Here is a 13,839-nt window from a genome sequence, read left to right as displayed (position 1 = left end):
TGCAAGAGTGGCGGTATGTGTGGTCGCTACGTATCCACTCGCAGCCCGCAGGAACTGGCGCCGCTCTTCCAGGTGCCCGACGTCCCCGCAAAGGAGACGCTCGCGCCGAACTGGAATGTCGCCCCGACCAACGACGTGTGGGCGGTCCTCGAACGCGCACCCCGCGACGACAGAGAAGACTTCCAGGCGGCGAAGCGGGAGCTGCGGCCTCTGCGCTGGGGCCTGGTCCCGTCGTGGGCGAAGGACGTCAAGATCGGCGCCCGGATGATCAACGCCCGGGTCGAGACAGTGCACGAAAAGCCCGCGTTCCGCCGCGCATTCACCCGCCGCCGCTGCCTGCTGCCCGCCGACGGCTTCTTCGAGTGGCAGCAGGCCAAGGACCCCGACACCGGCAAGGTCCGCAAGCAGCCCTACTTCATCAGCCCCGAGGACGACCAGGTGATGGCACTCGCCGGACTGTACGAGTACTGGCGCGACCCGGCCGTGAAGCAGGACGACGACCCGGCCGCCTGGCTGATGACCTGCACCATCATCACCACCGAAGCCACCGACACCGCCGGCCGCGTCCACCCCCGCATGCCACTCGCCCTCACCCCCGAGCACTACGACGCCTGGCTCGACCCCACCCACCAGGACCCCGACGAACTGCGGACCCTGCTCGACCAGCCGGCCGGCGGACATCTGGACGCCCGCCCCGTGTCCATCGCGGTCAATAGCGTCCGCAACAACGGACCTCAACTCCTGGACGAGCTCACCCCCTGACGAGGCTCAGGCAGCTCCTGCGGCGGCGACTTCCACTCAGGGGTGAGCACGCCGTCCTCAGGTGTGGCACCGTAGAGCCAGGCTGGCTCCGTCGCTTTCCCCCGTAGCGACGGAGCCAGCCTCACTGCATCCCGGACTCCTCCGCGTCCGAGGGCCCGGGGAGCGCCTGCCGGAGATCGGTGTACAGGCGGATCCGTACGCCGGGCTGACCCGGCTCCCGCGTCACGTGCTCGGCCTGCGCCGTCGCCCACGTCCGGACCACGGCATCCCGGAAGGCCATCACGCTCGCTTCATCGGCTCCAGCGACGTCGATGACGAGCAGGCCGGGTTCGGACAGGTGCACTTCTCGGATCGGGTCCACGCCTGCCAGTACGTGTTCGTGGACGCCCAGGGTTCTGTTCAGACTCCTGATTCACCTGCCCGGGTGAGTTGTCAGTGGCGACGTCTACCGTCCCTTGCATGACCAGTTCGCCGAACTCACGCGAGGACGCTTGGGTGTTGGAGGCCACCATCCGGACAGCACCGGCCGCCGATCCTCAATGGCAGAACCAACTCGACAGGCTCCGCCCGATCGCCGCGTACGATCCTGAGACCCAGACGTGGCATGCCCGCCTCGGCGCGCTCGACCTGGCGGGCCTGCAGATGCTGCAGACCCTCTTCGACACCGCGCGCGTCCACGGCACCGAGGTGCGCCTCACGCACGTGGCGGTCCCGGCGTACTGGGACGGCCCCGCCTTTAGGCGGGGGCCAGACGTGTCCGCTTTCCTGGAGGCGCAGGCCGACCGCGGTCGGCCGCTCGGTCAGCTGCCTCTGGCCTGACGAGCCCCCGCGGGTACGGCTATCGCACTGGGACGCTTGCCCATGGGCAGAATCCTGCGCCAACACCGCGAGCGTCAGCTGCTCACTCTGAAGCGGCGGAACATGTCCGGGATGAACTGCCGCAGAAGGTCCTGGGCTGCATCGAGACGCTTAAGCTCGTCGTGGCCGAAGCGGAACACTTCGTATCCCCTGAGCTTGAGGTCTCGGTCAGCGGCGACCATTTCGGCGTATTTGGCAGTGTCCGGGGTGCGGCCATGGTCGCGGGTGTAGTGCTGTGATCCGTCGACCTCCAGGACGACGCGCTGTCCGTGCGGCAGCAGCAGAAGGAAGTCCATTCGGGATCGCAGCAACGCCTCAGGGCCGCGTTCTTGAACGGTCCTGTGGTCCCAGTGCAGCCAGACTTCGGGCAGGAGAGCCGGATCATCGGGGGAGGGCGGGAGAGCCGTCTGGTAGGCCACGAAGAGGTTCCTCTGGCCAGGCGAATTGGCCGGCAGGCTCTTGAGGAGTCGTTGGTAGAGATCCGTCCTGACGTCGGCCTCACTGCTGATCTTGCGGGTGTCCTGCCACCAGCTATGCAGATCACGCCAGCGCAGGCCCGTGGCGGGGATCTCCCGGTCGTAGACAAGGGTGGCGTCCGCGCGCCCTTCGACGATCTCGATGTCGTTGTCCACCGAGGAGCGGAAACGAATGTCCGGTTTCTCAAGGGAGGCAAAGATGATGTTCTTCGGCCGCCGGTTGCCATGCAGTCGCGTCGACACCACTGTGAACAGGGGATAGCCGCCATCGCTGCCGGTCACTCTCAACTCGACCCCAGCAGTGACGAGATGACCGTTGATGATGCTGACGGCCTTCTCCTGGAGGTGCTCATCAAGGAGTACGTCCGCTGAAACCAGGCCCTCCAAGAAGCGGGCGAACCGTGCGTCCCCGGCCTCGAACACACCGAGGTTCTCGAAAAGGTCTTCCGTCGACCAGTCTCCCGGGTTGCGGAAGACGTGCCGCTCGATGCGGTCCCTCAGCGTCACCGGCCGCGTCCCCTTCAGCAGCAGGCCCTCAAGCTCCTGGAACGACAGGTCCGATTCCGCAGCTATCCAGAATCGGTCCAGTAGCCGCGTGAAGCGGTCGTGGTGCTGCGTCAGTTCCGACAGGTCGAGAGCGCGTGCCAGTTCACGGCGGGCCTTCTTGGGAATCTCGGGCGGTGCGTCCTCTGCCCACAGCAGGTCTTCGAGCTGGTAGCGGATCGGCGGCCTCACATGGACGTGACTCTGTTCCAGCATGCGTCGCGTGACCTGTGGCAGCTCAGCGTCGGGTACTTGGCTGAGACTCAGCTCAATCCGGTCGCGCTTACTCCCGGCATCGTCAGGGACCGGTGGCATGCCGAGGTGTTCGAAAGCCGGGTTCAGCTCGCGGTGCGTCAGGCTGCCAAGACCCGCGACGACCTCGCCCACCAATGTGCGAAGTGCTGAACGATCCCTGCTGTCGGCCATTGGCAGATGGTCGCAGAAACCGAGAGGATCCGGCAGCGGCACTATGTCGCACGACGTCCGCGGTCGTTCTCTGGGCGACCGCCTTGGTCCCACTGCTGGGCTGACGGGGGACGGGCGCTGACGGCGAGGGCGGCGGGGTAGATCACCTGGTGCCCGTAGCGGGTGCGGGCCCGATCGGCGACGGCTTCGATCGCGAGGGGTTTGTCGTCACCGCCGTCGAGGGCGAGCTGCCGGGTGGCCCGGTCGGCGGGCCGAAGAGCGTCGGCGCGCAGCGCGATGCTGCGGACCCGGGCGCGCTGGAGACCGAGGGAGTCGTACACCGCGTAGGCGGTGCGGGCCAGGAGGACGGTGTGCTGGGTTGCTTCGGGCAGGGTCCGGCTGCGGCGGGTGGCACTCAGGTCGGCGTAGCGCATCGTGCAGGTCACGCCCGTGGCGATCTGGTCGGTTGCACGGAGGCGGGCACCGAGGTCGTCGGCGAGGGCGAGCAGGATGCGCCGGTGGGCGCCCGGGTCGAGTTCGTCCCGGGGGAAGCGGTGTTCCGTGCTGAGGCTTGCCGGTGCCGGGGTGGGGTCGACGATCGTGGTGTCGTGGCCCTGGGCGTGCTCGTGGAGGGCGCGGCCGGCGCGGGCACCGAGGATGCGCTGCAGGGTGTGCTGCGGGACGTCGGCGACATCGCCGACGGTGTGCAGGCCGTACTCGCCCAGCAGCGCCGCGGTCTTCCCGCCTACGCCGGGCAGTTCCCGCACGGGCCGGGGCCGGAGGAAGGCCGAGATCGCCTCGGGGGAGTCGTCGATGACGGTGCGCCGTCCGAGCGGCGTGAGGGCGCATGCCATGGCGGCGAGCATCGGGGTGCCGGCCACGGCCGCCGAGCTGCGCATCCCAAAGTAGGCGAGCGCGCGGAGCTGGACGAGTTCGGTGATGCCGCGGGCATCGCGCTGCCACCATCGGGTCGCCCCGGTGAGGTCGAGGAGGGCACCGTCCTCGAGTATCTGAACGCGCGGCGTGAAGTCCTCCAGCAAGCGGCGCAGCCGTTCCGGGAGGTCGGCGCCGGCGTCGGGCGGCAGGTCGAAGGAGAGGCGGAGGATACGGCGGCCGCTCATCATGATCATCCTGCGCTTCCCTGGCTTCGGTGGCCGAGCCGTCGCAGGTCGGCGGAGCGGGTGCCGGCGGGCTGGAGGTCGGCGTAGGGGTGCAGCCGGGCCCCGGCCGTGCCGTCGGCGAGCGTGCGCTGGAGCGTGGCCGGCTGGGCCGGGGTGGGGGCCGGGCCGGTGCGGCCGAGGAGGTCGAGGGCGGCCTGGGGGCCGTGGTCGCGGCGGGCGGCGGCCACCTCGTCCAGGTCCCAGGCCATCTCACCGACGACGGTGCGGCGCGGGCCGCGGGCCTCGACCGTTCCGCGCACCAGCAGCAGGCCTGAGTGGAACACAGTGTGTGCGCAGGCCTCGTGGGAGTCTTCGAAGAAGGCGATGTCGACCAGGCCGGAGCCGTCCTCGAGCGTGGTGAAGATGACCCGCTTGCCGGACGGGATCGGCGGGGTCTGCGTGGAGGCCCGCACGCCTGCGACGAGAACCTTCTGCCCCGGCACCATGCGGCGCAGGTGGGCGGCGTCGGTCGCGCCGAGCTCACGCAGCAGCCGGTGATGGTGCTCCATCAGATGCCGGCTCACGTCGATGGACAGGGTGTCGAGTTCGGCTCCGAGCTTGTCGCGGCTACTCATGTCCGGCAGCCCGCTCGGCTCGGCGGTCACCAGTTCGCCGCCCAGCGGCAGTTGCCCGTCAGTGGTGGTGCGGTTGCGCAACTGGCGGTGCAGTTCGGTGGCCTGCAGCAGCAGGTCCCGCCGGGTCAGGCCGGGGGAGAGGGCCTCGAGTGCGCCGATGCGGATCAGGCGCTGCGCGAGCGGCAGCGACGGGCGGGCGCGCAGCCACAGGTCCTGAAGTCCGGTGTAGGGCTGGCCCGCCACCAGGCGGGTGGTCTCCGCCTCGTTGATGCCCTTGATGGTGGAGAAGGCGAGCCGCACGGCCCAGCCCTGTTCGGTCTCCTCGACGCTGTGGTGGGCGCGGGAGTGGTTGACGTCGACGGACAAGACAGGCACGCCGTGGCGGCGGGCGTCGGCGACGATGACCCGGCGTGGCCACATCCCCGGATCGTGCTCCAGCAGCCCGGCGTACAGATACGCCGGGAAGTGCGTTTTCAGATAGGCGGACTGCAGGGCGGGGACGGCGAAGGCGACCGCGTGTGCGCGGCAGAACCCGTACGCGCCGAAGGAAGAGACGATCTCCCACACCTCGTCCAGCACGTCCTTGGTGTACCCGCGCTCGCCGGCCGTGCGGCGGAACCACTGCTCGACCTTCGGCAGCCGGTCGGGGTCGGCCAGTGCGCGGCGGGCGATGTCGCCGGCGGCGCGGTCGCAGCCGGTCATCCGGGAGAGGATCGCGATGATCTGCTCGTGCCAGATGACGACGCCGTAGGTGTCGTTGAGTACTGGTTCCAGGTCGGGGTGCGGGTATTTGGGGGCGGCGCCGTGCCGGGCGGCGATGTACAGCGCCGGCATGCCCCCGGAGACCGGTCCCGGACGGAAGAGGCTGATGTCGGCGACGACGTCCTGCATGTGCCGGGGCTGGAGGCGGCCCACCAGGTCCTGCTGGCCGGGGCTTTCGAGCTGGAAGAGGCCGATGGTGTCGGAGGCCCGGATCATCTCGAAGGCTCGCTGGTCGTTGAGGTCGACGTGGTCGGGATTGTCGAGGTCGATCGCGCGGCCGGTGGTGCGGCGGATCTCGGCGACCGCGTACGCCATCGCCGACTGCATGCGCACCCCGAGCACGTCGAGCTTGAGCAGCCCGAGATCTTCGACGTCCTCCTTGTCGGCCTGCACCATCGCGTAGCCGGCCGGCGTCGGCTGCACCGGCAGCCGGTCCAGCAGCGACGCGTTCGACAGGATCACCCCGCACGGATGCATGGCATAGCCGCGGGGCAGCGCGTCCAGGCCCTCGGCGAGCTCCCAAAGCGGCCCGAACTTCTCCGCCCGCGCGGAGAGCTGACGCAGTTCCGGCAGTTCGGCCAGGGCGGCGCGGATGTCGCGTGCGCGAATGTGCGGGAAGCTCTTAGCGACGTCGCCGATGACCTGGGGCGGGATTCCGAGGGCGAGCCCGGCGTCGCGCAGGGCGTGCCGGGCTCGATACGTCTCGGGCATGCCGGTGACCGCGGTCCGCTCCTTCCCGAACCTGTCGATGATCGCGTCGTACACCTCCAGGCGCCGCTCGGACTCCACGTCGAGGTCGATGTCCGGCAGCGACGTACGCCGCTCGCTGAGGAAGCGCTCGAAGAGGAGCCGGTGCTCGAGGGGGTTGGCGGTGGCGACGAACAGCGAATGGTTGACCATGCTCCCGGCGCCGGAGCCGCGCGCGGCGACCCGGATCCCGAGCGCCCGGGTGTCCGCCACCACCTGGGCCACGGCCAGGAAATACCCCTCGAAGCCCAGGCGGCCGATGACGTCCAGCTCGTAGTCGAGCTGCTGTACCGAGCGCTCATCGCGGTCCAGGCCGCGGGCGACCATGCCGGCCTCGCACCGCTGGCGCAGCAGCCGCATCGCCGAACCCCGCTCGCCAGTGGCGCCGACGACGGACGGTTCGGGGAAGTGCGGCCGCCCCAGCCCCAGGTCCGCCGGGGTGAGCGTGCACGACTGGCCCGTGGCCTCGGTCTCCGCCAGCAGCCGCCCGGCCCGGGCCCGGTCGTCGCCCACAGCCTGGGCAAGCCGCTCGGCCACCGCGGCCATGCCAGCCGGGTCCTTCAGCCACCGCTCGCCGCCGTCCAGCCGGCGCCGGCCGACGGGCCGCAGCAGACGGGCGGCGTCCAGGACATCGGCCAGCCGGTGCTGTGCGGGATCGGCGTAACGGACCGCGTTCGTCAGCACCACCCGCACCCCGAGCTGATCGGCCAAGCCTACGGTGCGCGCGGCCAGCCGCAGCGAACCCGCACCGGTGCCCTGACCTCCCAGAAACACGCCCTCCAGCCGCAGCCGCTCCCCGGCCAGCTCCCGCCACGGCGCGAGCAACCGCTCGGCGACGTCGGGGCGACCGACGGACAGCGCCCGCACCGGTTCGGAGGTGGGGCCGAGGAGCACCACCAGGTCTTGGTCGGCGTACTCGCGCAGTACCGGCCAGGACACGACCGGCGCCGCGCCGTCGGCCTCGGCGTGCGCGGCAGACACGAGACGGCACAGCCGCGCCCACCCCGCCGCGTTCTGCGCGAGCAGGGTGATCCGCAACGGCGGCTCAATCACGTGCGCGCCACCACGTGCGGGCGTACGCGGCCGTCCAGCAGAAGGGTTCGGCGGGGTAAGCGGGGCGACGGCGATATCGACACCGAAGACGGGGCGGATGCCGGCGGCCGCGGCGGCTTTGGCGAAGCGGACGGTGCCCGCGACGGTGTCCCGGTCGGTCAGCGCGAGCGTCGTCATCCCACGCTCAGCGGCCCGCTGGACCACGGCCGCGGGAAGAGAGGCGCCGTAGCGGGCGGAGTAGCCGGACGCGACGTGCAGATGAGTAAATCCACGGCCCCACACCTCCAGCCTTTCGCTTGTCCCTCCCTGACCTGTGACCTCTCCAGGTATCCACCATAACGCTTAATCGCGCAACTGTTCGATTGCAGGGATCGATGCCATCCCTCCGCGAACGGGACCGAGGGCTGGGGCCTCGCCGCGAGGACCAATCCCCGCCTGTGCCGCGCGTCACCGCCAGCAGGCGGGGGCATTTCCCGGGGACGGACCCATCGCTCCGACTGCTCGAGGGGGTCGGGGCTGGAGAGGCCACCCCCAACGTCACCAGCTGGTCGCGTGCGACAGCGAGGAGGATCATCGACAGACTGGCGTGAAATTGAGAGAAGGGCACGATGACGACTTCGTATCTCGTCCGGTTGAGGTTCGAAGCTGACGGGCCGGCCGTAGAAGGCGAGTGGGCGCTACCAGGCTCCGCTGAGGGCCGGTACACGGAGTGGGTCGGGCTCTACACCAAGGACCCGAAGGTCGAGGTCCACCTCATCGAGAAGACGGGCGCCCGGGAGCGGGTGCTTCGGACGTGGACGGCGCAGGGCGAGAACACGTCGTAGGACATGCGCGTCCGGCGAGGTGTCGGAACCCCCGGCACGACCGACATAGGATCCGTCGTCGTGGCACACACATTCGAAGAACTGGTGGAGATGCAGAGACTGGCCGACGAGGCGCACAGCCGGGTCCTGGAACTGGGAGATACCTATGGCCGGCCCACGGTGACGCCGTGGACTGCGCAGCAGACCGAGACATACGAGACGGCCTGGCAGCACTGGCGGGATCTGGCCACGCAGGCCCAGGCCGCCGTCACCGCCCACGCCAAGGAGCAGGACAAGCCCCGCTTCGGCATCGAAGCTGCCGTACGGGCCAAAGCCTGGCATCCGGAGCAGGCCGCAGCCTAGAGCGGCAAATCCGCTCCACGGGCAGCTCGTGCGAAGAGGATGGAGCGCGCCAGCAGGCCCACCCTGCCACGAAGCAGGGAAGACGAAGTGCGCCGCTGAAGGCGCGCTCCGCAGCCCCTTACCCGGTCGTACTGCCCGCGTCTTTTGTGGCGAAGTCCGGCCATGGCGTGCACGCCGCCGGGAGGAGGGTCATGGTGCGACGCCTACGTCCCCTGACCGCCCCGCGCGCCGCTTGAGTTCCCTGCGTTAGCGCCGCGGTTCGGGGAGTTCCCCGGGCTTGACGGTCACGATCTCCACGCCGGTGCAGCCGGCCGTCTCAAGCGCGGCCTTCTGCTGCTGGGCGCTGGGCTCGTCATAGCCGACGGCGGAGCCGCGGGGCATGCCGTCGGTGTCGGTCCAGGTGAGTCCGAAGTTCTGCATGGTGATCGCCATGGGTGCATCTTCGCTGGTGGCACTGACATCGCATACTTCCGGCCGCGATCTAGCCCACTGGCTGGATTGTGGTGCATGGTGTGCCGGTGGGATCCCGCTTCACCCCCGGGTGGATCCCCCTTGCTGGGCCCTGCACTCCCGTGGGCGGCGGGGCCCGCCGCGCCTCCCGGCTCCCCACGGGAGGCATACGGCTGCCCGGGTTCAGCTGGTGCGGGCAGCGCGCACCCCTCGTAGGCTCGAACTGCTCGGGGCCTGCTGCGGAGGTCTCCCATGCCCCGAACCATCTGGTCCGGCGCCATCAGTTTCGGCCTGGTCACCGTCCCGATCCACGTCCAGTCCGCCACCGAGAACCACTCAATCCAGTTCCACCAGTACCACCTCGAGGACATGGGCCGGATCCGCACCCGCAAAATCTGCGAACTCGAGGACCGCGAGGTAGCGAACACCGAGATCGGCAAGGGCTACGAGTACGCCAAGGACCAGGTCGTCGCCATCAGCGACGAGGAACTGCGCGACCTGCCGCTGCCGACAGCGAAGGCCATCGAGATCGACGCCTTCGTCGCCGCGGACGACATCGACCCGATCCGGATCGGCGAGGGCTACTACCTCTCCCCGGACGGCCAGGTCGCGGCCAAGCCCTACAAGCTACTCCGCGAGGCCCTGGCGCGCTCGTCGAAGGTGGCCATCGCCAAGTACGCGTGGTCCGGGCGCGAGCGGCTCGGCATGCTCCGGGTCCGCGGCGACGCCATCGTCCTGCACGCCATGCACTGGCCCGACGAGATCCGCGACCCCTCGGAGCTGCTGCCGCCGCCGGTGGACGTGTCCGAGGAGGAGATCAAGGGCGCGCTCGCCCTGATGGAGTCCATGTCCCGCGACGACCTCGAAGGCGACGACTTCAAGGACACCTACACCGAGGCCATGGAAAAGATCATCGAAGCCAAGCGGGAGGAAAAGCCGCTCCCCGAGGCACCCGAGCCGGAGAAGCCGGGCCGCGTCCTCGACCTGATGGCCGCGCTCGAGGAGTCCGTGTCCAAGGCGAAGGCCTCCCGCGGTGAGGACGCCGACGTGCACGAGCTGCCGAAGCCGAAGAAGAAGACGGCTGCGAAGAAGACCGCGGCGAGGAAGCAGCCGACCAAGAAGAGCGCGGCGAAGAAGACAAGCGCACGGCGGCCCCGGAGCGCCTGAGTTGCCCGCCGGTGGCAAGTGTGGGCGCCTCGCAAGGATCAACAGCCACCGGCGTCGGCTTGGCCTGCTTCCGCGCAGAGGGGCTCATCGCGTTCTGACCAACGGCCTTGCGCGCCTCTGGTCAGCCATCCAAACGGATCCCCTTGAATCCGGGCCCCAGCCCCCGCCGCCGGGAAGGCTGTGCGGAACGCCGCAGGCCCGGCACGTCCACTGTGGCCGCCACACCTTCGTCGTCGCCGAGTCCGAGCTGCCGGCGGGCACGGGTGGTAGCAGCCGTCACCGGCGCGAGGGCGGCCGCGAGGTCCGGTCCGAGCGCGGACAGTGCCCCGGCGAGGGTGTCGATCGCGTCCAGGGCGTCGTCCGCGGCCGCCGGGCTCCAGCTCTCCGGCCTGGTCAAATCGGCGAGGTGGCAGGCGCTCTCGGCGGCCGTCTCGGCATAGTGCTCCACCCCGGGCATGGTGTTCGGCGACAGTTTCACGCCCGTCCAACGATTCTCAGGCGGAAAAGATCACCAACTGGCCCGGGTCGTCTGCTGAAGTCAGCGGGCTCGGACGACCTCGATGACCGTGTCCGGGCAGCCATCGAGGACTTCGCTGAGCACGGCCTGTTCGGCAGGGTCCACGGCAAGCCCCCAGCGGATTTTCACGGCGGTCCAGTCGGTGGCGTACGTGCAGCGGTAGCCCTGGACGGGTGGCTGCCAGGTGGCCGGGTCCTGGTCGGCCTTGGACCGGTTGCTGGTGGCGGAGACGGCGATGAGGGCGCGGGGGTCGTCGAGGTCGTTCGCGTAGGCCTGCCGTTCGGCTGGCGTCCATCCGGAAGCGCCGGAGTCCCAGGATTCGGCGAGGGGGACGAGGTGGTCGATGTCGAGGGCCCGGGCCTGGGTGAAGGCGGTGTCGTCGTAGCGCGAGTACCAGGTGCCGCCGCTCAGCGTGCAGTTGGCTCCCTGTTCGGGGGCGGTGAGGGCTTCCTCCAGGAGGACCTCGTTGCGGGTGCTGCAGCCGTCGCGGTCGGCGTCGATCCAGTGCCGGAACTTCGTGCGTTCATAGCCGGTGCGGTCCTCGTCCTGCACGGTGAGCGCGGCCAGGGCGTCGCGGACCGGGAGGGTGATGGTGTCACCCGGGGCATGCCGGAGCGATGCTGGAGCGGGGGAGACAGCGTGGGCGGCGGGTGAGAGCAGGGCGGCGAGCGCGGACAGCGTGGCGGCCATCACGCTGGCGGTGCGGGGGTGGCGCACGGAGTCGGGTCCTCTCGAAGATCACAAAGCGGTTGGTGATCTTCGTAGTGGCCGTGTCCGCGTCGTGACGGCTGTTCGGCTCAGGGTTCACCCGCGCGGTGGGCAAGTCACACGATCGCACGAGATCGACAGCGAACACCGCGAACACTTCGGACGGTGCGGCACGCTCGTTTCGGCCGTAAGGCCGGCCGTACGGCTGCTGTCGAGACGCGTATGGGGTGGCGAGGTGCAGGGAGACAGGACGCTCGAGGCGCTCAGGGCAGTCTGGGCGGCAGCGAAAGCGGCCGAGCACGGCTGGGTACTGGACACGGCGGCCCCGTCGCCGCAGCGCAGTGCGCGTGCTTTGGCGGGGGAGGGGCTGGTGGAGACGGCCGACCGGGAGACGCGTGCGGAGCTGTCGGCGTGGGAGGGGCGTCCGGTGCGCTGGGCGGTCCGCTTGTCGGCGACCGGGCACGACTTGCTCGCCTACGCCGGGGTCAGGCCGGCTCCGATGTCCCTGGAGCCGGGGCCGGGGGAGCGGTTGGTGGAGCTGGCTCCGTCGCAGATGACAGCACTGCGGGTGTTCGTCGGCCTGGTCGGCGAGCTGAAGTCACCGCCCGCGACAGGCCTTGCCGAGCAGGTCCGTACGGCCGTGTACGACCGAGGCGCAAGGCGGTGGCAGCTGCGTCTGACGCAGGAGCAGATGGAGTCGGCGGCGTACGGATTCTGGCTGCACCGCCTGACCGGGTCCGCGGCGGAGGCCAACCGCTTCGGCCGCGATTACAAAGTCCTGTTCATCCCGGAGCCGAGGAACAGCGGTTCAGCTGCCCTCCCGTGACGTTGCAGGTTCCGTGTGGCTTTGTACGCGAGAAGCGGCGTCGTTTATCGACGGCTTCGGGAGTCACTGGGCAGTCCCGTCTCTTGATCAATATCGATGAGTTCGGGAGTCACCATCACGCTGGGCACGCGTCCCTCATACGAGCTGATGCGGGACTGCGACACACTGCCGAGAGCCTTGAGGCATTCGCGGTGGGCGAGCGTCGGACATCGCCTTTTGCCATGGTTGCACTGATCGTGCGGTTACTGCGTGTGATCTAGTCATCGCTTTCCGTGCTTGCCGCTTCATGATCAGGTGGACCTGCCACTACACCCGGGGGCCGTCATGGAGCCCTGGGTGCCACCGCCGCAGCAAGGAGCGCCCGATGGCCCTTGACGAGGAAACACCAGCGACAGAAAGCCCCAGCCACGTACTGGGCACCGACCATGCGGAACCGACATCGCAGGACATCGCGCGCGCTCAAAAGGCCCAGGAGGAACTGGCCGCACGCGGGTACAACGTCTCGACCAAGACGAAGTGGTGGGGCTTCGAGGTCCATCTCGACGCTGAAGCCGCCAACAAGGCAGGGGACATCGCTGAGTACATCGGCGACGTGGCCGGCAACGTCCTGCCGTCACCCTACGGCGAGATCGTCGAGCTGTTCTGCAAGGTCAAGTCGGCATGGATCAAGGAGGTGGGCAAGGACTACGGCTGCAAGCTCGTCTCGCCGTGGATCGCGCCGGGCATGCTCATCCCGATCTCGCTGCGCCCCAGGGAAGACACCCACCTGTGGTGGACGGTCATGGACGCCTCGCACAAGTGGAGCGAGGACGAGAAGTTCACCGACCACCGCTCCAAGTCCAACCCGGCCATGGCCGAGTACCAGGGGAAGCTGTACTGCGTCCACCGCGGTGACGGGGACGGCAAGCTGTGGTGGACCGTCTACGACCCGGACGGCAACGGCTGGTCCGCGGACACCGCCTTCCCCAATCACTACAGCCAGAACGGCCCCGCCCTGGCCGTCTTCAACGGCCACCTCTACTGCGTGCACCGCGGCGGCAGCGACGACAACCTGTGGTGGACCCGCTTCGACGGCAGGACCTGGAGCGCCGACACCAAGTTCGGCAGCCAGAAGACCAGCCGCGGGCCGGCCCTCGCGGTCTTCGGCGGCAAGCTGTACTGCGCCTACAAGGGCACCGGAAGCAACAACAACCTGTGGTGGTGCACCACCTCCAACGGCACCAGCTGGAGCGGCGACCAGACCTTCGGCTCCCACCGCACCGACTCCAACCCCGCCCTGGCCGTCTACAAGAACACCCTCTACGCCGTGTACAAGGGCGTGGACACGACCGCCCTCTACTACGCGCGGTTCAACGGCGCCAACGGCTGGAACGGCGACAGCAAGCTGCCCAACCACCACAGCAAGGAAGGCCCCGCCCTGGCCGTCTACAACGATCACCTGTACTGCGTGCACCGCGGCGGGGCCAGCGGCGGCAGCCTGTGGTGGACCCGCTTCAACGGCAGCACCTGGCACCCGGACACCCAGCTCCCCGACCACTTCAGCGCGCAGGGACCGACCATCGTCAACTACCGCGACCGCAACGGCACCGAAAACCAGCTCTTCTGCGTCCACCGCGGCAACTGAACCCTGACAAGACACACCCGCACGGCCGCAGAAAGGCTCT

Annotated in this window: 14 protein-coding genes; 7 read left to right on the top strand and 7 right to left on the bottom strand. The window is 69.3% G+C overall.

All coding sequences use genetic code 11. The features are described from left to right. Positions 1 to 15 precede the first annotated feature (15 nt). Positions 16 to 762: an SOS response-associated peptidase gene (locus QQM72_RS27655; protein WP_314223553.1), complete on the top strand. Its 747-nt coding sequence runs from the start codon at positions 16 to 18 to the stop codon at positions 760 to 762. Positions 763 to 883: 121 nt separating this feature from the next. Here QQM72_RS27655 and QQM72_RS27650 read toward each other — a convergent pair whose 3' ends face one another. After that, positions 884 to 1,123: a DUF6207 family protein gene (locus QQM72_RS27650; RefSeq protein ID WP_314223552.1), complete on the bottom strand. Its 240-nt coding sequence runs from the start codon at positions 1,121 to 1,123 to the stop codon at positions 884 to 886. A gap of 98 nt (positions 1,124 to 1,221) precedes the next feature. Between QQM72_RS27650 and QQM72_RS27645 the strand changes: the two genes are divergently transcribed. Beyond that, positions 1,222 to 1,581 carry a hypothetical protein gene (locus tag QQM72_RS27645; RefSeq protein WP_314223551.1) on the top strand — a complete coding sequence of 120 codons (360 nt, stop codon included), beginning with the start codon at positions 1,222 to 1,224 and terminating at the stop codon, positions 1,579 to 1,581. A 74-nt stretch (positions 1,582 to 1,655) separates the two neighbouring features. On the opposite strand, the gene QQM72_RS27640 is transcribed toward QQM72_RS27645, so the two are convergent. The 3 genes from QQM72_RS27640 to QQM72_RS27630 are packed head-to-tail and all read right to left on the bottom strand — an operon-like array spanning position 1,656 to position 7,623. Further along, positions 1,656 to 3,065, bottom strand: a complete 1,410-nt coding sequence (locus tag QQM72_RS27640) for an AbiJ-related protein (RefSeq protein ID WP_314223550.1) — start codon at positions 3,063 to 3,065, stop codon at positions 1,656 to 1,658. Between the two features lie 41 nt (positions 3,066 to 3,106). After that, complete coding sequence (locus QQM72_RS27635; RefSeq protein WP_314223549.1) at positions 3,107 to 4,174, bottom strand: DNA polymerase Y family protein; 1,068 nt, start codon at positions 4,172 to 4,174, stop codon at positions 3,107 to 3,109. Continuing rightward, complete coding sequence (locus QQM72_RS27630) at positions 4,171 to 7,623, bottom strand: DNA polymerase III subunit alpha (RefSeq protein ID WP_314223548.1); 3,453 nt, start codon at positions 7,621 to 7,623, stop codon at positions 4,171 to 4,173. The genes QQM72_RS27635 and QQM72_RS27630 overlap by 4 nt, the downstream gene beginning before the upstream one ends. 326 nt (positions 7,624 to 7,949) lie before the next feature. Between QQM72_RS27630 and QQM72_RS27625 the strand changes: the two genes are divergently transcribed. After that, positions 7,950 to 8,165, top strand: coding sequence for a hypothetical protein (locus tag QQM72_RS27625; protein WP_314223547.1), 216 nt, complete (start codon positions 7,950 to 7,952; stop codon positions 8,163 to 8,165). A 60-nt stretch (positions 8,166 to 8,225) separates the two neighbouring features. Then, entirely contained in the window at positions 8,226 to 8,507 is a 282-nt protein-coding gene (locus tag QQM72_RS27620) for a hypothetical protein (RefSeq protein ID WP_314223546.1), read from the top strand. 246 nt (positions 8,508 to 8,753) lie between these two features. Here QQM72_RS27620 and QQM72_RS27615 read toward each other — a convergent pair whose 3' ends face one another. Beyond that, positions 8,754 to 8,939 (bottom strand): hypothetical protein, encoded by a 186-nt coding sequence (locus tag QQM72_RS27615; protein WP_314223545.1) that lies wholly within the window; start codon positions 8,937 to 8,939, stop codon positions 8,754 to 8,756. A 270-nt stretch (positions 8,940 to 9,209) separates the two neighbouring features. Here QQM72_RS27615 and ku point away from each other — a divergent pair, with 270 nt between their 5' ends. Next, on the top strand, positions 9,210 to 10,124 hold the full coding sequence (ku, locus tag QQM72_RS27610; protein ID WP_314223544.1) for a non-homologous end joining protein Ku: 915 nt from the start codon (positions 9,210 to 9,212) through the stop codon (positions 10,122 to 10,124). 121 nt (positions 10,125 to 10,245) lie between these two features. On the opposite strand, the gene QQM72_RS27605 is transcribed toward ku, so the two are convergent. Both QQM72_RS27605 and QQM72_RS27600 read right to left on the bottom strand, forming a co-directional pair. After that, on the bottom strand, positions 10,246 to 10,581 hold the full coding sequence (locus QQM72_RS27605; RefSeq protein ID WP_314223697.1) for a hypothetical protein: 336 nt from the start codon (positions 10,579 to 10,581) through the stop codon (positions 10,246 to 10,248). Between the two features lie 81 nt (positions 10,582 to 10,662). Beyond that, complete coding sequence (locus QQM72_RS27600; RefSeq protein WP_314223696.1) at positions 10,663 to 11,331, bottom strand: HNH endonuclease family protein; 669 nt, start codon at positions 11,329 to 11,331, stop codon at positions 10,663 to 10,665. A gap of 253 nt (positions 11,332 to 11,584) precedes the next feature. Between QQM72_RS27600 and QQM72_RS27595 the strand changes: the two genes are divergently transcribed. Together QQM72_RS27595 and QQM72_RS27590 are read left to right on the top strand one after the other, a co-directional pair. Next, positions 11,585 to 12,175 (top strand): DUF6417 family protein, encoded by a 591-nt coding sequence (locus QQM72_RS27595; protein WP_314223543.1) that lies wholly within the window; start codon positions 11,585 to 11,587, stop codon positions 12,173 to 12,175. Positions 12,176 to 12,539: 364 nt separating this feature from the next. After that, positions 12,540 to 13,799: a Kelch repeat-containing protein gene (locus tag QQM72_RS27590; RefSeq protein ID WP_314223542.1), complete on the top strand. Its 1,260-nt coding sequence runs from the start codon at positions 12,540 to 12,542 to the stop codon at positions 13,797 to 13,799. Positions 13,800 to 13,839: the final 40 nt, after the last annotated feature.

It is taken from the genome of Streptomyces zaehneri, from assembly GCF_032248645.1.
In the GTDB taxonomy this organism is placed as follows: Bacteria; Actinomycetota; Actinomycetes; order Streptomycetales; family Streptomycetaceae; genus Streptomyces; species Streptomyces coriariae.
The sequence above is the reverse complement of the archived record's forward strand: the minus strand, read 5'-3'. Positions and strand labels throughout refer to the sequence as shown.